Origin of the sequence: Glaciecola punicea, assembly GCF_001756615.1 — a bacterium.
Classification (GTDB): Bacteria; Pseudomonadota; Gammaproteobacteria; order Enterobacterales; family Alteromonadaceae; genus Glaciecola; species Glaciecola punicea.
In genome coordinates this window covers 429,437-451,885 of sequence record NZ_LZXY01000001.1, presented here as the reverse complement: position 1 = coordinate 451,885, position 22,449 = coordinate 429,437, and the positions used below count along the sequence as shown (strand labels likewise).

At 42.4% G+C, this 22,449-nt stretch carries 16 protein-coding genes; 13 read left to right on the top strand and 3 right to left on the bottom strand.

Annotated features, from left to right (window positions below):
- Positions 1-15 precede the first annotated feature (15 nt).
- From BAE46_RS02040 to BAE46_RS02030, 3 genes are all read left to right on the top strand, one after another.
- Positions 16-318, top strand: coding sequence for a DUF1244 domain-containing protein (locus tag BAE46_RS02040; RefSeq protein ID WP_006004160.1), 303 nt, complete (start codon positions 16-18; stop codon positions 316-318).
- A 116-nt stretch (positions 319-434) separates the two neighbouring features.
- A complete protein-coding gene (gene nlpI, locus BAE46_RS02035) occupies positions 435-1,376 on the top strand; it encodes a lipoprotein NlpI (protein ID WP_342341481.1) in 942 nt (313 codons plus the stop codon).
- Positions 1,377-1,455: 79 nt separating this feature from the next.
- On the top strand, positions 1,456-2,931 hold the full coding sequence (locus tag BAE46_RS02030; RefSeq protein ID WP_070111642.1) for a tetratricopeptide repeat protein: 1,476 nt from the start codon (positions 1,456-1,458) through the stop codon (positions 2,929-2,931).
- A 27-nt stretch (positions 2,932-2,958) separates the two neighbouring features.
- Here the strand turns inward: BAE46_RS02030 and cysZ are convergent, their stop codons facing one another.
- Positions 2,959-3,717, bottom strand: coding sequence for a sulfate transporter CysZ (cysZ, locus tag BAE46_RS02025; RefSeq protein ID WP_083256766.1), 759 nt, complete (start codon positions 3,715-3,717; stop codon positions 2,959-2,961).
- 216 nt (positions 3,718-3,933) lie between these two features.
- Here cysZ and smc point away from each other — a divergent pair, with 216 nt between their 5' ends.
- The 3 genes from smc (at position 3,934) to ligA (ending at position 11,109) form a co-directional block, all read left to right on the top strand.
- Positions 3,934-7,443, top strand: a complete 3,510-nt coding sequence (gene smc, locus BAE46_RS02020) for a chromosome segregation protein SMC (protein ID WP_070111641.1) — start codon at positions 3,934-3,936, stop codon at positions 7,441-7,443.
- Positions 7,444-7,473: 30 nt separating this feature from the next.
- Positions 7,474-8,964: a cell division protein ZipA gene (zipA, locus tag BAE46_RS02015; RefSeq protein ID WP_006004153.1), complete on the top strand. Its 1,491-nt coding sequence runs from the start codon at positions 7,474-7,476 to the stop codon at positions 8,962-8,964.
- A gap of 102 nt (positions 8,965-9,066) precedes the next feature.
- A complete protein-coding gene (ligA, locus tag BAE46_RS02010; RefSeq protein WP_006004152.1) occupies positions 9,067-11,109 on the top strand; it encodes an NAD-dependent DNA ligase LigA in 2,043 nt (680 codons plus the stop codon).
- Positions 11,110-11,173: 64 nt separating this feature from the next.
- Here ligA and BAE46_RS02005 read toward each other — a convergent pair whose 3' ends face one another.
- Positions 11,174-11,698, bottom strand: coding sequence for a DUF2062 domain-containing protein (locus BAE46_RS02005; protein WP_040520367.1), 525 nt, complete (start codon positions 11,696-11,698; stop codon positions 11,174-11,176).
- Positions 11,699-11,728: 30 nt separating this feature from the next.
- On the opposite strand from BAE46_RS02005, the gene BAE46_RS02000 reads away from it, so the two are divergent.
- From BAE46_RS02000 to kdsB, 5 genes are all read left to right on the top strand, one after another.
- The gene (locus BAE46_RS02000) at positions 11,729-14,128 is read left to right on the top strand and encodes a DNA internalization-related competence protein ComEC/Rec2 (RefSeq protein WP_070111640.1); all 2,400 of its coding nucleotides are present in this window, start codon (positions 11,729-11,731) and stop codon (positions 14,126-14,128) included.
- 171 nt (positions 14,129-14,299) lie between these two features.
- A complete protein-coding gene (msbA, locus tag BAE46_RS01995; protein ID WP_006004149.1) occupies positions 14,300-16,081 on the top strand; it encodes a lipid A export permease/ATP-binding protein MsbA in 1,782 nt (593 codons plus the stop codon).
- A gap of 33 nt (positions 16,082-16,114) precedes the next feature.
- Positions 16,115-17,188, top strand: a complete 1,074-nt coding sequence (gene lpxK, locus BAE46_RS01990; RefSeq protein ID WP_083256765.1) for a tetraacyldisaccharide 4'-kinase — start codon at positions 16,115-16,117, stop codon at positions 17,186-17,188.
- Positions 17,189-17,256: 68 nt separating this feature from the next.
- The gene (locus BAE46_RS01985) at positions 17,257-17,463 is read left to right on the top strand and encodes a Trm112 family protein (protein WP_006004147.1); all 207 of its coding nucleotides are present in this window, start codon (positions 17,257-17,259) and stop codon (positions 17,461-17,463) included.
- 96 nt (positions 17,464-17,559) lie between these two features.
- The gene (gene kdsB, locus BAE46_RS01980; RefSeq protein WP_006004146.1) at positions 17,560-18,318 is read left to right on the top strand and encodes a 3-deoxy-manno-octulosonate cytidylyltransferase; all 759 of its coding nucleotides are present in this window, start codon (positions 17,560-17,562) and stop codon (positions 18,316-18,318) included.
- Here the strand turns inward: kdsB and rimO are convergent.
- The gene (gene rimO, locus BAE46_RS01975; protein ID WP_040520365.1) at positions 18,315-19,727 is read right to left on the bottom strand and encodes a 30S ribosomal protein S12 methylthiotransferase RimO; all 1,413 of its coding nucleotides are present in this window, start codon (positions 19,725-19,727) and stop codon (positions 18,315-18,317) included. The two genes, kdsB and rimO, sit on opposite strands and share 4 nt — an antisense overlap.
- Before the next feature lie 352 nt (positions 19,728-20,079).
- On the opposite strand from rimO, the gene proB reads away from it, so the two are divergent.
- Both proB and BAE46_RS01965 read left to right on the top strand, forming a co-directional pair.
- A complete protein-coding gene (gene proB / locus BAE46_RS01970) occupies positions 20,080-21,183 on the top strand; it encodes a glutamate 5-kinase (protein WP_006004144.1) in 1,104 nt (367 codons plus the stop codon).
- Positions 21,180-22,427, top strand: a complete 1,248-nt coding sequence (locus BAE46_RS01965; RefSeq protein ID WP_070111638.1) for a glutamate-5-semialdehyde dehydrogenase — start codon at positions 21,180-21,182, stop codon at positions 22,425-22,427. The genes proB and BAE46_RS01965 overlap by 4 nt, the downstream gene beginning before the upstream one ends.
- Positions 22,428-22,449 lie beyond the last annotated feature (22 nt).

The window sequence follows — 22,449 nt, the reverse complement described above, 5'->3', positions numbered from 1 at the left end:
TGAGTGAGAATCGACATGACAAAAGATCAACAAACCGAATTAGAAGCAGCAACTTTCCGCCGACTTCTCGCGCATTTAGACAGCAATAAGCAAGTGCAAAATATTGAGCTAATGCTGGTGGCCGATTTTTGCCGTAATTGCTTATCTAAATGGTATTTAAGTGAAGCCCAAAAAGCCAATATTGATTTAAGTGATGATGAAGCACGACAGCATGTTTATAAAATGCCCTATTCACAGTGGAAACAGGAGCATCAATTGCCGGCTACAAAGGAGCAAATGTTAGCCTTTGATGCAAAAACTGCAGCCAAACAAAAATAACGGGTCACATTACTTTTTGGTTTTATACATGTTTATTGGTAAACTACACGTTGACAGTGCTTAATTTTATATTGATTACCGTTACACACCTCAAAAATTTAAGGAATGCGGGCTAGGTGCATAAAAAAACGCTAAATTTACGTAAATTGTTTAACAGAGCACGAGCGTTGAAATGTATTGCGTTGGTGTTGTTATCAATGGCTTTACTATCAGGCTGTAGTTCTACCAAGAATACCACAGACTCATTGTCTAGTGGCTTACTATTGGCCGAGCCAGAAATGCTGAGTACTAAAGCACAGCTTGCGGTTGCGCATTACACGAATAGCCTGTACCGCTTACAATTCACTGAGCAAGAGCGTGCTGAAATGCTCTTTCAACGAGGCCTTGCCTTTGATTCTCTTGGGCTGATATCTCTTGCACGCAGAGATTATGCGGAATCAATAGTCCTGAAACCGAGGTTTGCGCAAGCGCACAATTCATTGGGTGTCCTGTACACTCAAGCGAACATGCACATGCAAGCCTATGACGCATTTGATGCCAGTCTAGAAATAGATCCTAGCTACAACTTTGCATTGTTAAATAGAGCCATTGCGCTTTATTATGGCGGGAGGGCGCAGCTTGCAGTAGATGATACATCTACTTATTTAGCGCAAGATCCCACAGACCCATTTCGCCTGCTATGGCATTTTATTGTCTATCGAGAAAGCAGTAACGATGAAGCGGCAAAAATAATGTTGAATAAGGCTCGTGGTGCTTTATTTGAACAAAATTGGGCCAGCAGTTTAGCCGATTATTATTTAGGAATTGTTAATGAAAGTGCGGTAATAGCCGCATTGCTTAGGGATGTGACGAGTCCGACTCAACTTAATCATCGCTTGTGCGAAGCATATTTTTATTTAGGCAAACACAGTGCTTATTTAGGTAAATACACTAAAGCTGAAAATTATTTTAAATTGTCGTTAAGCACCAATGTATTTGAGTACATTGAGCATAAATATGCTCGTATTGAGCTTGCCAAAGTTCGACGAGCACGATTAGATGAAATGCAGGCTCAGTAGCACGTTCAGCGCTGTTAACAGAACTGTTGTGCAAACTATGTGGTAGTAAACTATCTTGTATAAAAAAAGTGTTAAAGCAATGTTGTTATTGGCCTGTTTGGCCTTAAGTGTACTGTTGTATTCTAGTACTACTCATTATTCTCCCATGCTGCGTCACTATATCTCACCAGAACTTAAACAAGAATCCTATGCTGGCCTATGGCCGGCAGCCAAAAATGGTTCGGAGTCAGCGCTTAATATGCTGTCGGAATTAGCTGCGCTTAACAACGATATTTTCTGGCTTGAAAAAGTAGCTTCTTTGCAAAACTTGCAAGCTATACTAGCGCTGGCAGATTTATCCGATGGCAGTGACAAAACGTTTTGGTGGCAGCAGGCGGCAATCATAGGCCATGCGCCGAGTCAGTTTGAACTTTCATTTTTAGTTGATTCTACCCAACAGCGTATCCGCTACTTAGAACAAGCAGCTATGAACGAGCATATTCCTGCAATTATTGCTCTGAGTAAGTTTTACTATGAAAACAGAGATGCAAGTAATGCATTGCGATGGCTTACACGCGCAGTTGAATACGATAAGTCAAGTACATTTAAGCTGGCTAGAATGCTCTTTAGGGAAGGTTTTGAGGCTCAAGCGCGCGCTGCGTTTAACAAAGCGGTTGCCTACACGCCAATTGCTAAAAACTATGTAGATGTGCTCAACAACTATAAGCAAACAACACTGTCGAGTCTGATTAGTCAGCCCACATCAATGCCAGCGTACTGCGCTCAGCAGCTTCAGTTCGTTGCCACCTCGTTGGATGGTGCAGTACAGGCCATGAATATTAAACATGCATTTGAGCGCGATAAACGTCTTAGCACGCTGCCTATTTGTGTTAGCTCTATTATTTGGTTAGCGCAAAATGAGCTGGAGTGTGATCTTGCTGACGGTCGCAAAGTGTGTGATTTGAGCAGTGTTGCAAAACAATCATTTGTGCCTAACTACACGCATTTGGTGTTCTTTTTAGAGGAAGGTAAGGCATATGTAAACGACGGTGCAATGTTTTTAGCACAAGACGATACCTATGCCGTTTTTGTGCATGAGCTAGCGCATTTTGTCGGGTTTGTTGATGAATATTCTTTACCGTCTGCGTTAGCACAGCAGCACTGCTATAAAAGCTACGCGCCTAACTTGCTCGTTAGCAATGATGAAATATTATATGAGCATGAAAAATATCAGCTCTGGCAGCGATATCAAGACCAGTTGATACTTCTCAATTTACCCAATAGTGGTGAAGAGCTTAGCGAGGATAAACAGAGTAATAAGTATACAAAGCGTCTGTCATTGGATATTGCGCCTTCGCTTACATGCGAGTCGTTAGATTTGACAGCCTACAAACCTTCTAGTCAACTTACGTTTATGGAATATCACGACACGCGGAATATTCCACCCATTTATATATTGATGTGGAAAGATCTTCTGAAACAAAGACATCATGATATTGCAGTGACGGCCTTATTTATGAAAAGCGCCCAGCAAAGCGACAATCAAGGTGCTGCGCTTTATTGGTCAGGGTTTTAGGCCTGCATGCGCCCCATCTTAGTGGAGTCAACTTTTATGCTTGAAATGATCAGCGTACATTGCGGTTGCGCCGCAAATTGATACCGGCATTACCATGAAATTAATTACCGGAATAAACGAGAAAATATTCACCATAATGCCAAAACTAAAGGCCCGTGATTTATCTAGGCGTAAGCTGTCACGTGTCAATCTAAAGTCGGCTTTATGGTTATCAAAAGGATAGTCTACATATTGAACTGCCATCATCCAAGCGGTAAATAAGAACCAAATAATTTGTCCAAATAGGGGAACAAAAAAGAAAATAAGTAAAAAACCGCTTGCGCGTGGAATAAAGTAAGTAAGTTTTGAAAATTCTCGGGCTAAGGCTCTCGGCGTGTCCTTTAAGGCATCTAGTAAACCCTCATCCCCCATTTCTTCCCCGCTTAAATAGCGTTCAACTTTCTCGCTTAAAAAACCATTAAACGGGGCAGCAATCCAGTTAGCTAAAGTGCCAAAAATGAGGGCGAATAGAAGCAATACGGTAATGATAGCAATTGGCCACAAAATATAGCTCAGTGCGTCTTTAATAAAACTCATCCACTGCGGTACTATGCTTATAATGTAGTTTACAGATAGCTGTATGTAATCGAGCAGAAAATAAAATGCGCTGCTAAATAACAATAAATTAATTACAAGGGGAACTAGCACAAAGCGCTTCAGTCCTTTCGTTTTTATCAGTTCGAAACCCTGAAAAAAATAACTCACACCACTTCGATGGTTATCGTTATATACTGAACTATGGTTCATTAAAACTCCTTTTTTAAAATATTATTATAAAGCCTCGCGTCAGCAGCCACCAGTGACATCTAAAACTAATTTGTTACTAAACTTTACTACGTAATATATGGGTAATAGTTAGGCACCTTTTGACCGCTCAGTTCCTCACAAAAAGGCATGTAAAACTGGCCAAAAGGCGTGCACTTGTCTATTTACCCTTAGCATTTATTCACCTACACTATACTTATGCGTTTACAAAAAATCCGCCTAGCTGGCTTTAAATCTTTCGTAGATCCCACGAATATTCCGTTTCCAGGGGATATGACTGCTATTGTCGGGCCCAATGGCTGTGGTAAATCAAATATAATTGACGCTGTGCGCTGGGTCTTAGGGGAATCGTCAGCTAAAAATTTACGTGGTGATGCGATGATCGACGTAATATTTAATGGTTCAAGCTCTCGTAAAGCGGTATCGCAGTGCTCTGTAGAGCTCGTGTTTGACAATACATCTAAGCGTATAGGGGGCGAATTTGCGGCCTATAGCGAAATATCGGTTAAGCGTGTGGTCACAAAGGAGGCTGTTTCAAGCTATTTTTTAAATAGCGCTAAGTGCAGGCGTAGAGATATCACTGACCTGTTTTTGGGCACCGGTTTAGGTCCACGTAGCTATGCTATTATCGAGCAGGGCATGATTTCTAAACTTGTAGAGTCTAAACCGCAAGAGCTTCGGGTTTTTATTGAAGAAGCCGCCGGCATTTCAAAGTATAAAGAAAGACGCAAAGAAACTCTAACGCGTATAAAGCATACCAAAGAGAACCTTGATAGGCTTGAAGACGTGCGCCAAGAATTAGGTGAACAACTTGCTAAGTTAAAACGCCAATCACTGGTAGCTAATCGTTACAAAGAACTTAAACAGCAAGAACGCCAGCTAAAAGGTGAATTAGCCACGCTCAAGTGGCTAGCGCAACGTCGTATTATGGATGATGCACAAGCAAACATAATGCAAGAGCAGCAGTTACTAGCTAAGTTAGAGGAAAGCCAGCAGAGCAATTATTCAAGTTTGCAAGCATTAAAAAATCAGCAAACTATGACTAAATCGAGCATTGATAATTTGCAGAAAGAAATTTTCACGGTAGGCACCGAAGTGACTAAACTAGAACAGTTACAGTTGTTTGCTAAAAAGCGCAGGGCGCAAATTCAATCTGAGATTGAACAGATTACGCAAACTGGAGTAAGCTTAAATATGGCCTTGCAAAGTTTATTGGCTGAAATTACTGATGCACAAGAAAAGCGCGCAATCACTGAGCCTGAAAAAGAAATTATTCAAGAGCAGCTTTTCGAGTTGGAAGATAAAAAGGTTGGTGCAGACGCTCGATTAGAAAAACAGTTACGTGTGGCTACGCAAACGCAAGACGCTTTTTATAGCAAGGCGCAACTTTTAGATAAAAAGAATAGCCAAATTCAGTACACACTGAGCTTGCAAACGCGCACGCAAACGAGGGTGGACGAACTTATTGACGAGCTATCAAATTTAGCCAATAAGCAGAGTAACAAAGAGCTTGCTCAGCTAAGTGATACTAGGCATATACTGACTGAATCAATAATAAAGCAGGAAAAACGTCATTGTGAGCTAAGTGATCAATTGCATCAAGCAAGGGCTAAACAAAATGAAGCGCAGCACGCTTATGAGCACCAGCGCGATAATACAGCTAGTGTTAAAGCCAAGCTAGACGCATTAGAAGCACTGCAAATGTCATCGATAGGGAATACTCGGTCAAGCACATCGGCATCGCGCGCTAATGTAGAGCCGGTTTTAGATAAATTCACCAAGGAAACTGCGTGGGAATTTTTCCACGTTGAAAACGGCAGCGAGAAAATACTTAACAGTGTTCTTCAAGAAGTAGGAGCGGTGTGGGTAATTGACGCCGCGTTAAGCGATCCAATTACGCACAACTGGCCATTAGCGGTATGGCTGCATGCGCCGCAAAGCTTGCTTTTTAAACAAAGTTTTACTCAGCATAAGGTCAAAGGTACCTTAGCGAGCCTACTGATTAATGAACTAGTGCCGCAGTTGTTCAACCATTACTTTCTTGCGATGGATCATACCCATGCTTTAGAATTGCTTAGGGTGATAACAGCAAACGACAGGATAATTGTCCCTAACGGAGATATTTATACGATTGACACATTCATAAAGCGTCACCAAGGTGATAATAAAATAGCCAGAGCAGCACAAATAAAGATACTGCATGAGCAGCATACTCTTAGCCAAAGTATTAGCATGCAAGCAAGAATACTCGCTGAGCAGACTCTTGAGAGCGTTAATCAGATCCAACAAGCGCAAGACACCTGTCACAAACAGTTATCCCTTGATAAGCAGCGAACCCAGGCGCTAGAAATAAATTATCAGAACATGCTCTTTCAACAACAACAAAGCGTTTTACAAAGTCAAAAAATACAGATTGAGATGCAACAAAATAAACAGCGTCTAGCACAAGAAAATATGGCTGTTGAAATACTCAATGATGAAGTAAATGACTTGGTTGAGGTTCTTGTAGGGCTTGAAGAAATAAAAAATGAAGCCTTGCAAACAACTGAAAGTTTGCGTGTACAGCAATTGCAGTGGCATGCGCAGCACACGCAAATGCAATCATCGCTGCACCAGCATTCAATGCTGTTGCAGCAAATCTGTAATAGTGTACAGATTCTACAAGAACAACAGGCCAACAGACAGCTGCAGTTCAACGAGAACGAGGAAAAGCTCAGCCGTTTGCATTTAGAAACACACGATTTATCAGTACCACAGGACGTGCAGCACGAAAACTTGCAGTCACTATTGACCACACAGCAGCAACAGCAAGAAGCACAGGTGCTCCAGCGAAATAGCTTAGCGCAACTAGAGTTAGATATGGCTGAAATTGAGAAAGATCAACTTGATGAAGTTGTGCGCATAAATGAAATTAAAGCGCGTATAGAAATAAAGCGCATTGCCCTAGAAAGTGCCAAGGTGCGCGCTCAGTCATTTATAGAACAATTGCAGCAATTACACCAATCTGTGAAAGATATTGTGGCTACCTTACCAGTGGATGCAGATGAGCAAACGTGGCAAAGTGAGCTTAACTGCACGTCAGACAGCGTTGCGCGTCTAGGCGCGGTGAACTTAGCTGCTGTTGATGAGTTTCAACAGCAGTCGAAGCGCAAAGATAATCTTGACGCACAAAATTTGGATTTAACACAAGCATTAGATATGCTTGAAAACGCGATGCGCAAGATAGATAAAGAAACTACCTCGCGCTTCAAGTCTACCTTTGATGCGGTTAATAACGATTTGAAAAGTTTATTTCCTAAAGTCTTTGGCGGCGGTATGGCATATTTAGCACTGAACGATGATGACATGCTCGATACAGGTGTTACTATAATGGCAAGACCACCTGGAAAGAAAAATAGCACTATTGGGCTATTATCTGGTGGAGAAAAAGCCTTAACCGCTTTATCATTGGTATTTGCTATATTTAGACTTAATCCTGCACCATTTTGTTTGCTAGATGAAGTTGACGCTCCTCTAGACGATGCAAATGTCGGCAGGTTCTGCCGCTTAGTTTCGCAAATGTCAGAGTCGGTACAATTTATTTATATTACGCATAATAAAGTAGCCATGGAAATGGCAACGCATTTAACGGGTGTAACCATGGCTGAACCAGGCGTATCTAGAATGGTTGCTGTTGATATGGAACAAGCATTAGTCATCGCTGAATGACAAGATAAAGTAATAAGATCAAGGGTAATAATGCAAAAAGAACTTCAAATAACATTAACTATTATTGGTATTCTAGTCATAGGCGGCGTGTTGCTGCACGGCATGTGGACAACGCGTAAAAATTCAGAAAAGTTAAAAAAAGCACGTTTTGAACCCCGTAATTGGGACGGTAATTGCGATCCCCAAAGCGAAATTAACGATGATGAACTCGGCTTTGATGATGTGGGTGTCTCAAAAGCTCGTGTTGTTACTAAGTCAGCAACTGATAAAAGTTTAGAGCCGTCAGCGCCTAATAAAAAGAGCTCTGAAAGCGCCGATACTTTAGCAGCCCCTTTTCTAAGAGGCTTGTCTGCAGGCGGCTCTGCTACTCACCCAAAAAATATGGAGTTAGGTGACTCAGTTGATGAAAAACATGAAAGCTTCTCAAATTACGTAAAAGATGAGCGCAACCAGCAAAGCAGCCATGGGGTGATTAATGCAGAAAATGCTAAATCAGATTATAACGAAGCTAGTAATGAAACGTCCGAAACTGCCAAGCAAAGTCAGCCGCCGGTATATTCTAATGTTGTCACCCAACGCAAGCCTGAATTTAGTAAGGCAACGGTAAACATAAGTGAAGAGTCCTTTGGTCAACCGCCTGTTTCATTGCTAAACACTGCAGACGCGCAAAAAGCTATGTCGCAAGAAAGTGAAGATATGCCAACTGCCGGTGTAAGCCAAGTAAATAAGCAAGCCGCAGAGCATAAACAAGCGCGCGTTTATAAGAGTCATACAAATGAACAGTTGACCAATAATGTTGCGCCTCATAGTGCTTCAACTGAGCAAGCAACACCTTCATTCGCGTCCCAAGGATTGCCAACGCAGTCATCACCCCCAGCAAAAGTCGAGAATCAATTAAGTTTTACTGAGCAAGCAAAGCGCTTTGTAAGACGAAACAAAAAAACCGTCGGCGAAAGGATTAGAAAGGAGCCTGTGCTTAAAGCTAAGGATGCGGATGACCAAATGCGCATCGACTTCAATGAGTCGCAAAGCCCTACTGCCAGCCAAGCGCAATCTCAAGGTGCTGATGCCAAATTAATGACCCAAAACACTGAAACAGACGTGCTGGTCTTGAATATCCGTGCCACTGATAGCAACCCAATTAGTGGCGCTAGCTTGTTGCCCATGCTCCTTACTTTAGGGTTCAAGTTTGGAGAGCACGATATATTTCACCGACATGTAAATACTAATGGTAAGGGACCTATATTATTCAGTTTGACTAACATGTTTAAACCCGGCGTGTTTGACATCGATAATATAGAAAATTTCAGTACTCACGGTTTATCTTTATTTATGATGCTGCCTATTGAGGGCGAGCCACAGCAAGTGTTTAATATGATGCACAATGCGACGCGCAAAATATCTGATGAATTTGGCTGTCGATTACTCGACGGTAATAAAGTTGGGTTAAGTAAGCAAAGCTTACAGCAGTATGTTGAACGTATAAGAGAGTTTGAGCGCAAGCGTATCTCCCAAAATTAAATCCCTTGAGCCTGCGCGATAGGGCAGTGCTAAACGATAAAGCAACAACCTGTACAATCATTGCATGTAAAAATGCCTGATGACCTTAATGGATAAATGTGAATGACCCCTAGTTTTATTTCTAGTGATGATGCCAAAGCCTTCCTTGACAGTATTAAAACCACTATTGAAGACTATAATCACCAGTACTACGTATTAGACGACCCAAGCATTCCGGATGTCGAATATGACCGTTTAATGCAAGATCTTCTAGCCATTGAAGGCTCATTCCCCAGTTTACGCACGCCAGACTCACCCAGTCAAAAAGTAGGAGGGGCTGCGCTTACAAAATTTGACCAAATTGAACATGAAATTGCTATGTTGTCCTTAGATAATGGCTTTAAAGATGACGATTTACGTGCGTTCGAACAGCGCATTAAAGACCGCTTAAATACCGAAGAAACGATAGAGTTTGCCTGTGAACCAAAATTAGATGGTTTAGCAGTCAGCATTTTGTATGAAAACGGCATACTGACGCAAGCCGCTACGCGAGGCGATGGCCAAGTGGGTGAAAATATTACCGCGAATGTTAAAACTATTGCCAATGTTCCACTTAAACTAAGAGGCGACAACTTGCCTCAACGCCTTGAGGTTAGAGGCGAGGTATTTATGCCCAAGCAGGGCTTTGAAAATTTAAACGAACTGCAAAAAAAAGCGGGTAATAAAATTTTCGTTAACCCACGCAATGCAGCGGCAGGTTCGCTTCGTCAGCTCGATTCAAAAATAACGGCGTCGCGACCACTTCGTTTATATGCATATTCAGTAGGTATTCTCCAAGGGGGTGACATCAGCCAAGCACAGAGTCATACCCAACGTCTTACTTGTCTAGAAGCATTAGGTTTGCCACTGTGCAAAGAGACACAAGTAGTAAGAGGCTTTACTGCCTGTCTTGAATATTTTGTCAAAATAGGACAAGTGCGAAACAGCTTAAGCTACGACATTGACGGCGTGGTGTTTAAAGTGAACAGGATCACCTTACAAAATAGGCTTGGGTTTGTGTCAAAGGCACCTCGGTGGGCAATGGCGCAAAAGTTTCCTGCACAAGAAGAACTTACCATTCTAAAGGAAGTGGAATTTCAAGTTGGTCGCACCGGTGCCATTACCCCCGTAGCCCGTTTAGAGCCTGTTTTTGTTGGCGGCGTTACGGTCTCAAATGCGACACTACACAACCAAGACGAAATTAATCGATTAGGCGTGAGAATAGGCGATACCGTGGTTATAAGGCGAGCAGGCGATGTGATTCCGCAAATCGTTAGCGTTGTGCTTGATAGAAGGCCAGCACACAGCACTGAGATCAGCTTTCCTAGCGAGTGCCCTGTATGCCAATCACATGTTGAGCGAATTGAGAACGAAGCGGTTATGCGCTGCACCGGAGGCCTCGTGTGCGCTGCGCAAACTAAGCAAGCTATAAAGCACTTTGCATCGCGCAAAGCTTTCGATATTGAAGGTTTAGGTGACAAAATAGTAGACCAGTTGGTTGATCAAAAATTAATCCAAAATCCTACCGATATTTTCGCTTTGCAGTTATCAGAATTAGTCTCTTTAGAACGTTTTGGCACCAAGTCTGCTGTAAACCTCTTGCGGGCAATAGATGCATCCAAACAAACTACGCTTGCTAAGTTTATATATTCATTGGGTATCCGTGAAGTGGGTGAGTCTACTGCGCGTAATTTAGCACTACATTTCAATACTTTAGACGCAATAATAAGCGCAAACTTGGACGCACTCAAAGAGGTTCAAGACGTGGGTGAAATTGTTGCAAGTCATTTATATGAATTCTTGCGAGAACCTTTAAATATCGATGTGCTAAATAAGCTTGTTAGTGTGGGTATAACGTGGCCAGTTATAGCGCCTCCTTCACAAGAAAAGCAGCCACTGCTTGGAAAAACGCTCGTGCTTACCGGTATGCTGACCCAAATGGGGCGAACGGAGGCAAAGTCTAAACTTCAAGAGCTTGGCGCCAAGGTTTCTGGGAGTATTTCTGCTAAAACAGATTTGTTGATAGCGGGTGAGAAAGCGGGTTCAAAATTGACGAAGGCCCAGAATTTAGGCATTGAAATTTGGGACGAAAATGCGCTTGTGAAATATTTTTCGGGCTTACCTTAAGCCCCACATATTGTTTATCCAGCAAGTTATTGTCTCAGTTCATTAAACTTTGACGGGTACATTTTTAGACATCTTCGCGTTTCATACGCCTGCGTTCTTCCCATGCTTTTACGACCGACCAGCGCCACACTAACTCCAAAGAAAAGTATCCGATAGCCCCAGCCACTAGTGAGCAGATAAGACAGCCTAGTAAAAAGGCAGGCCCCATAGTGGTTAAAGATTGCCCCAACCACGCCCAGCTTAGCTCAAAATTAAAATGCGACATTTCAGTCCCAAGTACAGTACTTCCTACCAAATAAGCACAGTAGAATAGCGGTGGCATGGTAATAGGGTTTGATACCCACACGGTCGTAATAGCTAAGGGTAGGTTAACGCGCATTGGAATGGCAAGTGCAGCAGACAGGGCCATTTGAAAAGGAATTGGCCAAAAAGCGCAGAAAAGCCCAATGCCAAAAGCGCCCTTAGCGGAGCGACGATTAAGCAACCATAAATTTGGGTCGTGTAGCATTGTGCCAAATACTTTTAGCATCTTGTGGTTCTTCACCGTATGTTGGCTGGGTGAAAAACGGCGGATTAAGTTCTTTATTATGCTCACGGCTGTTTTCTCAGGTACCTGCAAATGACGAAGAGTGAAAAAACTCTGCTTGGTTTTATAATAACATTCTTAAGCAGCACATTATGGCCTAGTTTACCGCAAATATCACTCATTGCTTTAGCAATTATTGCGCTCTTATTTGTAGTCCTTACAAGATCTTCGGCCCTTGCAGCAGGAACATTAGTCGGTTTTTTATGGGCAAGCTTTTGCGGCTACTATTATCTTTCATGGCAAATTGATAATGACTTATATAACAACAATCTAATTGTACAGGGTAAGGTGGTTAGTTTATTAGCACCCCTGCCAGCTAATAACCTGCATGGTATATCACCGGCTAAAGATAGCGCTAAGCAATCAAGCGCGCTTGATCAGCGCGCGATTAAATTTAACTTTGTCATTGATAAAATAGGCGAGCAAACGCAAATTATAAAACCAAAGGTAAGGCTGTCGTGGTATTCGCCACGCTTATCGCTGCAGCAGGGAGACAGCGTGAGATTGTTTATACGGTTAAAGCCGCCTGCAGGTCTGGCAAACCCAGATGGTTTTAATTATCAGCAGTGGCTCAGCAGTAAAAATATAACTGCGCTTGGCTATGTAAGGCAAAGTCCTTCCAATCAATTTATTTCGCAAAGTTCAAGTATAAGGCAGCGTAGCGTGAATCTACTTTCAGAGCATGATTTACCTAATATTAGGTGGATACTAGCCTTAAGCTATGGTGACAGGAGAATGTTAACCAAAGATGATTGGGGCTTAATGCAACGCACTGGCACCGCGCATTTATTTGCTATATCGGGAATGCATTTAGGGATCGTGTTTAGCTTCACATTTCTTATTGGTAAAGGCTTATTTTTTGCATCAGCGCTTCATCCTAATGTAGTCATGAGCGTTAGTTTTAGACCACATTTGCTCATGTTACCTTGCAGCATTTGTGTTGCTTATGCTTATATAGCGGGCTTTGAAATTCCCGTAATGAGAGCACTATTCACCATGTTGTTTTGGACCACACTTGTGATGTTTGCCAAGCATTGGCGAATGCCGAACGTTCTGTTGATCTTGCTGAGCAGTTTTTTTATTATTTTTCCATTTTCAATATTGGGGATTAGTTTTTGGTTAAGCTTTACAGTGGTGTTAGTTATCATGCTTTTTCTTTGGCGTTTCAAACTACCAGCAAACGCCTCACTGGTGAGTAAATTTATGCACACTATAAAACTACAGTTATTTATAAGTGTAATTACTCTGCCGTTAATAGCGTTCACGTTTTCATCTTTGCCGGTCGTTTCGTTTTTTGCTAATTTATTTATGATCCCCCTTGTGACTTTTGTGCTGGTACCACTATGTTTGGTGGCTGCTATTATCGTCGCTATAGGTTTCGATGTTGCTATCATATATTGGCTAATTAATACTTGTTTTGAATATGCATTCTTGTTATTAAATTGGCTTGATGGTGGCACATCGCAATTCTTGGGTGAAGATTGGCAATCGGCACTGTGGGTCAAAAAAAGCATGGCTTGGCTAACTCATCCCGGCATAGTACTAGCATTTTTACTCATAACATTACCCCCATGGAATGGCAAAATGCCACTAGTGCTTAGTATATTGGGTGTGTGTGTCATTCATCAAAAATTTATTGATAAACACGCATTTTCAGAAAATAAATCGCATTTGTACGCTATGGATGTGGGTCAAGGCAGTGCCATTGTTATAAAAGATAAGAATGGCACAATGCTATATGACACCGGCGGTTCGTTTGCGGGTTTTAGTATGGCAAATTCGGTATTGCTGCCATTTTTTAAACATGAGAACATAAATAAGCTCAAGTATTTCATAGTAAGTCATTTAGACAATGATCATGCGGGTGGAGCTAACATCATTAAACAGCATTTGGAAATTGGGCAGGCTCTATCGCCACAAAAAGGCTGTAATAGACAAGATTTCTTGGCACTTCATCCATCGGGTGTGGCTAACTTCTTAGGGTTTGAGGCGCAGATTTTGTGGCCGCTTAAGCCTATTTCAGGCGATGAAAACCGGCATAGCTGTGTTATTAAATTGCATAAAGGCGAGCACTCTATTTTGTTAACGGGCGATATTGAAAAACAAAGCGAAGCACAAATTGTCGCCATGTATAAAGATACAAACTCACTTAACAGTAGCATATTGATTGCACCTCACCACGGCAGTAAAACCTCCTCCACAGCAAAATTCGTAAGTGCTGTTTCGCCAGAATACGTGGTGTTTACAAGTGGTAATAATAATCGCTGGAGTTTTCCTGCTCAAAGTGTTGTCAATCGCTACAAAAGTGTTAATGCAAAGGTATATGTGACAGGGCAGCACGGCAGAATAAACATCACGATTACGCAGAACGACATTGTGGTGTCATCTTATCGTGAAGATGAATATCCAAGGTGGTTTTTTAAAGCAAGGTAAAATTACTTACCGTGAACGGTGCCTTTAACTATTAATATCAAACGTTATGTTCTTTTTAGTCTAAACATGGCGATATTTGAACTCTTGTCTATGGTTATTATCAATAAGTTAGCCTAAAAGCATGAAAAAAAGGTAAACTAAAGCAAGGCTATAAATCAGGTTATTTCGTTAATGTCACCATCTCCCATTATCAAGAATGTCAGTGCTGCGCTTGAAAAAAACCAGTCTAAAGCTGTGCTGCGCCGGTTCCTCAGCTACATAAAGCCGTTTAAGCTTCTCTTTTTTTTTGCAGTATTAGGCATGGTTGGGTATGCCGGAGTTGACACCTTTGTGTTTTCTCAAGTAAGACCTTTGATAGATCAAAGCCTTAATATAGGGAACTACGATTATTTAAAAACCGCCGCCTTGTTTATAGTGCCACTGTTTTTATTAAGAGGTATTTTCAACTTCATGGGCTCGTATACGCTTGAGTACATAGGCACTAAAGTGGTCATGAAAATGCGCCAAGAGTTGTTTGAAAAGTTTATTCACTTACCGGTTGAATATCACGATCATAACTCTTCAGGCAGTCTTATTTCTAAAGTCATTTTTGATACCGAACAAGTGCGTGGTGCGGCCGGCAAAGCAATGCTGACCTTAGTCAGAGACGGCATGTTCGTGTTGGGCCTAGTCGCGGTTATGTTTTATTACTCGTGGAAATTATCGCTTATTTTTTTCTTAATAGGGCCGGTTGTAGGCCTCATCGTGTCTATTGTCAGCAAACGTTTTCGGATAGTAAGCAAGGCTATACAGCAGGCAATGGGGACCTTAACTGCCAGTGTAGAACAAGCAGTGAAAGGACATAAAGTAGTCCTTATGCATGACGGTCAAAAATATGAAGCAGACAAGTTTGCCTATAGAAACAATCAAAACAGATTACAAAATATGAAGTTGGTAACCTCTCAAATACTCAGTGTGTCATCTATTCAAATTATTGCTTCGGTTGCTCTTGCGTTTGTGTTGTTTGCGGCAAGTTTACCCTCGATGGTTGAAGAGCTTACCGTGGGTATCTTTATTAACGTCATTGTGTGTATGGTAATGTTGCTTAAGCCCTTAAAACAGTTAACCACCGTAAACACTGAGTTTCAAAAAGGTATGGCGGCTTGCGCCAGCATATTTGCTGTACTTGACACCCAAAACGAGACCGACACGGGGAAAAAGGTAATGGCTCGGTCAAGCGGAAAATTAAGCCTGCAAAATGTTACGTTTACTTATCCAACTAGAAAAGATCCCGCTATTAAGAACGTGAGCTTTGACGTTGAGCCTGGACAAACCGTTGCCTTAGTAGGGCGCTCTGGCGGCGGTAAATCGACGCTTTCAAACTTACTGACACGTTTTTACTCTCCAGACTCGGGGCAAATAATGCTTGACGATGTTAACATTAATGAATTCACCCTGCGCAGTCTGCGCGCCCAATTTGCCTTAGTCTCGCAGCAGGTTGTATTGTTTAACGACACTATTGCCAACAACATTGCCTATGGCAAGGAAGGTGAGGTAAGCCGAGAGCAAATTATAAGAGCAGCAGATATGGCACATGTAACAGACTTTGTTAAACAGCAAAACGATGGCTTTGACACTATTGTGGGCGAAAATGGGCTTATGCTGTCAGGTGGACAACGCCAGCGAATCGCTATTGCCAGAGCCATATTAGCCGACTCGCCTATATTACTGCTAGATGAGGCCACTTCTGCCCTTGACACCGAGTCAGAAAAGTTTATTCAACAACAGCTAGACGAACTGCAGCGCTCTCGCACCAGCATTGTAGTTGCCCACCGACTTTCAACTATTGAAAATGCTGACCTAATTTTAGTGGTAGAAAACGGTGAAATTTTAGAATTTGGCAACCACAAGGCGCTGCTGGCGAAAAATGGCATGTATGCACAGCTTCATTCGCTACAGTTTTCTGCATCTTAACGGCTTCGCCTTTAGTGACAAAGAATGAATAACATGACAACAAAGCTTATCAGTGCTTGGTATTCCAGTGCTAAATGGGTGTGGTGCTTATTCCCGCTTACTTTCGTGTTCTGGTTGCTATCTTCTACCAGGCGTTTTTTATTTCGCACGGGTTTGTTTGCGTCTAATGAAGCATCAATTCCTGTCATTGTAGTGGGAAACATCGGTGTTGGCGGAAATGGTAAAACGCCACTTGTACTGGCACTGATCAGCACTTTGCGAAATAAAGGTTATACACTGGCTGTTCTATCAAGAGGCTACGGCGGCAGCCAGACAAACTTTCCCTGTTTGGTAGACAAAAATGATTCTGCCGCGCTAGTCGGCGATGAACCTGCATTAATTAGTAAACGAGCACCGTGCATAGTGGTAATTGATCCCGTTCGTGCTAGAGGCGTTAAGTTCATTGAGCAAAATACAGCTGCCAACGTAATAATATGTGACGACGGATTACAGCATTATGCAATGAAACGAGACGTTGAAATTTGCGTGCTTGACAAACGCGGTGTAGGCAATGGCTATTTGTTGCCAATGGGCCCGCTACGAGAGGGTGTTTGGCGTTTGAAGACGGTTGATGCTCTTGTGCATAACATTGGTTTTTCGGCGCATAAAAAGTCAAGCAAGGCCAATTTTGACTCAGTGATGACGGCCTTTGAAATGCGTTTGCAGCCTTCTTGCTGGGTAAACGTAAATACGCAAGAAAAAAAAAGCTTAGCTGAATTTGCCGTGAATGTTAAACGTGCAGGTGAAAATACTGTTTTTACTGCGCTTGCAGGAATAGGCGATCCAAAGCGCTTTTTCGATACATTAGAGAATATGCAGCTTAAGCTGGATAGGACGATTTCATTTGCCGATCATCATCAGTTCACCCAAGACGACCTGCCGACAAACGGGTGGGTGCTGATGACTGAAAAAGACGCGGTTAAATGTATGGGTTTTATTCATAAAAATGCGTGGTATCTGCGTATTGACGCGACTATTGATGATGATTTTTATACGTTGATCGAAGACAGAATTCAGGCGAAATCTCAGTTGCTAGTAAAAAAACGTGCAATAACGCCAAGGCAGTGATACTTTTTAACATCAAGGTGTGGGCTAAGTATCTACGACTCATCTTATTAATATACAGGAACTTGAAAATGGCATTTGACAAAAAATTAATGGCAATCATTGCATGTCCAGCATGCAAAGGGGAGCTTATGTTAACTACACTGGTGAATAAAGATGAGCAAGAGTTAGTCTGTAAATTTGATCGTTTAGCGTATGAAATTAAAGACAACATCCCGGTATTGCTAGAAAACCAAGCAAGAACATTATCGCTCGATGAAATTGAAGCTTTACGCTAGCGCTTTAAGCTTAAACCTAAAAGCCAAAAGTTAAAACAGCACAAAATCAGCCTATTAGAAAATCATGATGCTAAGGCATTCATCAGGATAATATCCATGTCATTTATAGTGGTAATTCCCGCCCGATTCGGTTCTACTCGTTTTCCCGGTAAGCCGCTTGCGTTGATCCAAGGTAAGCCTATGATCCAGCATGTATATGAGCGCAGTGTTGCAGCCGGGGCGCAAGAGGTAATTGTTGCCACCGACGATAAGCGCATTGGCGATGTCGTAGAAAGCTTCTCAGGTAAGGTTTGTTATACCGGAATTCAGCACGAATCTGGTACTGAGCGTATTGCTGAGGTATTAATTAAGCATGGACTTAGCGACAATACTATCGTGGTAAACGTGCAGGGCGACGAGCCCTTTATTCCGCCTCAAAATATTGCTCAAGTTGCCAAAAACCTAATGGTCGCGTCAACGCAAGCGAACATGCAAATGGCAACGCTGTGTTTTCCTATTAGTACAAAATCTGAATTAGACAATCCCAATGTGGTAAAAGTGAACTTTGCTAAAAATGGTAAAGCCCTTTATTTCTCACGAGCACCCATACCGTATGACCGGCGTTGGATGCAAAATACCCAACAAATGCATGAAAGTGCGTATTTCCGACACGTGGGAATATACGCTTACAAAGCCGCATTTATTCATCAGTACATTCAGCTTGCGCCTAGCCACTACGAAAAGATTGAGTCACTTGAGCAACTCAGAGTGCTTTATCATGGCTTTGATATTCACGTAGCAATAGCGCAGCAAGCCCCTCCTCATGGCGTTGACACGCCTGAAGATCTTGATCGGCTGAATCAGCACCTAGCTTAGTCTTGCTCTTCGCTTGGCACTGCCCATAAATCGTGCTCGTCGGCATGGATAATTTCTACCCACAGACGCGTGCCCGGCACTAAGTCATGTTCATTATTTATATGAATAACGCCGTCAATTTCAGGTGCTTCTCCAAAGCTTCTGGCGACAGCGCCTTCGCTGGTAACTTCGTCAACCATAACGTAGTATTCATTGCCAATGCGTGCCTGCAAGCGCTGCGCACTAATTACCGACTGAACCTGCATAAAGCGTTGTAACCGGTCTTCTTTAACGCTTTCATCTATAGGGTTGGGTAACTGGTTTGCAGTTGCGCCTGCTACCGGTGAATATTTAAAACAGCCTACGCGATCTAGCTGCGCGTCTTCTAAAAATTGCAGTAACTCTTCAAATTCTTCCTCAGTTTCGCCTGGAAAGCCCACAATAAAGGTTGAGCGAATAACCAGGTCGGGACACATCTCGCGCCATTTTTTAATCCGTTCTATGGTCCGATCTGCGCTGCCGGGCCTCTTCATAAGGCGTAATATGCGTTTATTTGCATGTTGGAAGGGTATGTCTAAGTAAGGGAGTATTTTTCCCTGCGCCATAAGTGGGATCAAGTCGTCTACATGAGGATAGGGGTATACGTAGTGCAACCGTACCCATATGCCCAGCTCGCCTAATTTTTCGCACAACTGCTGCATGTGCGTTTTTACTGGCATACCGTCCCAAAAATCGATTTTGTATTTTACATCAACGCCATAAGCGCTAGTATCTTGAGATATTACGAGCAGCTCATTGACACCTGCCGCTTTTAAACGTTTAGCTTCATTGAGAACTTCCCCAACAGGCCTAGACACCAGATCACCGCGCATTGAAGGAATAATACAAAAAGTACAGCGGTGATTACAGCCTTCAGAAATTTTCAAATAGGCAAAGTGTCGAGGGGTTAGCTTTATGCCATGGTCTGGTACTAAATGTAAAAAAGGATTATGCAATGGCTTTGGTAAAAACTGATGCACTTGTTCAACCACGCTTTCATAAGCGTGCGGGCCGGTTACCGCAAGCACATTTGGATGTACTTGGCGTATTTCGTCTTCTTTGACCCCTAAGCAACCAGTCACGATTACTTTTCCATTTTCGGCCAAGGCTTCGCCTATGGTATCAAGAGACTCTGTAACCGCTGAATCGATAAACCCACAAGTGTTTACAATGACCAAATCGGCGTTCTCATAGCTTGGCACAACATCGTAACCTTCGGTTCTTAGCTGCGTTAAAATCCGTTCCGAATCGACTAGGTTTTTTGGACAGCCAAGGCTGATGAACCCAATTCTGCCATTACTACCGCCGCTGTTCATAAAGTCGCTACTGAGGGTTTTTACGGGTATTTCCATCGTTGTTGTTTGTTTGGGAGTGTGTATTTTAACTGTCATTGCGCTGGCCATTTAATAATTGCTGTGATGAGTACTGCAGCGCGTTGTAAAACGAATGAAACGCACTGGATCTTGACACTTTATTAGGTTTGTATAGATAATACCGTAAAGATGGTAATAATGCATTTTTCTAGCTTAATGGCAGGATTATATCTTAAGGACTTGTTGTAAGCGATTTTTGAATGTGTATAGCGCTATTATTTACAACTCTAGTAAAATTATAGATAAGCAGCTGATTATAAGCTTAAATCGATATAAAACTTGATATAATATGAAAAATAGTCGACAATAATAAGTAGAACACTAACTATTTATTATAAAAACCGTTTAAAGCAATCAAATAAGAGGATATATGTCGATTAGTAATAAAAAAAGAGTTGTTATCAAGGTGGGAAGCTCCCTTATAGCGCCTCAAAATAATGGTTGTAGCTCACATAACCTATTGGCTATTGCGCAGTTCATTATCAAGTGCCGCTCACAGGGTAAACAAGTTGTGCTTGTTTCCTCAGGCTCGGTAGCTGCCGGACGAAAATGGTTCGATACCCAGACAATGACGGTAGCATTAAAGCGTGCTATGGCCGCAGCAGGTCAGTCCGACATGATGGAAGTATGGGATAAGCTATTCGATTTTCCTACTGCGCAATTACTGCTTACTAATGATGATATCCGTAACAAAGAACGATTTGACAGCATTCGCGATACCATTGAGGCGCTGTTGGAACACCATGTTTTGCCTATCGTAAATGAAAACGATACTGTAACCTCAGACGATCGCAAAGTAGGCGATAACGATAACCTAGCCGCTATGGTAGCCAGTTCCGTTGACGCTGACGCATTTATTATGCTAACCGATGTAGATGGTTTGTACGATAAGAATCCTCAGCAGCACGCCGATGCTCGCAAACTGACGTCTATTGAGCACATAAACGATGAAATTTATGCCATGGCAGGCGGTGCAACAAGCGCTCAAGGAACGGGCGGGATGCGCACTAAAATTGAGGCGGCTGAAAAAGCTACAAGTCATGGTATCGATACCTATATTGTTGACGGATTCGATCCAAAATCGTTTGAACAATTAACCTCAGGCTTCAATCCCGGATCGCATTTTTTAGCGCATGCTAAACCTATGGCTGATGGCTTACACTGGATGACTCACAGTGTTAGAGAATGCGGTGAGGTAGTTTTAAGTGAACCTTTATGTGAATCTGACGATTATCAAGATGGCGTAACTAGTGCCCGGATCGTGTCAGTGAAAGGTGAGTTTTCTGTGGGGGACACTATTTTATTGCGCGACGACGAAGGCAACAAAATTGCAAAAGCAAAAGTGAATTACAGCAGTTGTTTGCTAAACTACTTGGCTGATGATGATATTCGCAGTAGATTAGACAAAGACTCTTCGCTTTTACATAATTCAATTATTTCAGATGAGCACTTGGCTGTGCTGGAGAATTCATGAGTATAATAACAACTTTGGCCAAAAACGCGGCTACAGCAGCAAAAACCATCATTCGGTTAAGCGAACAACAAAAGAACGTCATTCTATTAGAAATGGCGGCAAAATTAAGAAGCAATTTCTCTGTCATCCTTGAGGCTAATAAACAAGACATGCAGGCGGCCAAAGAAGATGGTTTGGACGACGCTATGTTAGACCGGTTATTATTAGATGAAGCACGTATTAATGCCATGGCTGAGGGCATAGAGGTGGTTGCTTCACTGCCTAACCCGGTGGGTCAAACACGTGACATAACAACGCGTCCAAACGGTATTAAAATATCAAAGATGCGTATACCCCTTGGCGTTGTGTGTATGATTTATGAAGCAAGGCCTAATGTGACCGCCGACGCTGGTGCGCTATGTTTTAAGTCAGGTAACGCGGTTATACTGCGCGGTGGTAAAGAGGCATTGCATTCGTCAAAAGCAATTGCCGGGGCCATGCAGACTGTATTAAAGGCACATAATTTGCCTGAAGCGATTATTACGGTCGTGCCCGATCCTGATCGCGCACTTATGTTAGAGCTTATTAAGCAAAAAGAGTACATAGACGTCATTATTCCACGCGGCGGTGAAGGTTTAATAAACTTTGTGACCCAAAACAGTTTAATACCTGTTATTCAGCACTATAAAGGTGTGTGTCATTTATATGTTGATAAAGACGCCAATATAGACAAAGCAGTTGCACTTTTGTTAAACGGCAAAACACAGCGGACAGGTGTATGTAATGCGCTTGAGGGTTTACTGGTGCATAAAGATATAGCAGCAAACTTTTTGCCTTTGGCAAGTGCTGCCTTGGCCAAAGAGAATGTGAAAATAAACAGCTGTCAACGCGCCGCTCAGTATTTTGACAGTCCTACTGTGCTAGCCGACACTGAGTTTGGCCATGAATATCTAGGCTTAGAGATTGCCGTGCGTATTGTTGACGATATTGAAGGCGCGATAAGCCACATTGATACCTTTGGCAGCAACCATACAGAAGTTATTTGCACTGAAGATAAGCCAGCCAGTCAGCTGTTTCAACAGTGTGTCGACGCATCCGTTGTTATGGTAAATGCATCTTCGCGTTTTTCTGATGGGAGTCAATTAGGCTTAGGCGCAGAAATAGGCATTGCCACCACCAAAATGCACGCATACGGTCCCATGGGATTAGAGTCGCTAACAGCCGAGAAATTTTTGGTGAATGGAGATGGCCAAGTAAGAGCCTAAGCATGATTAACGACTAAGCCTC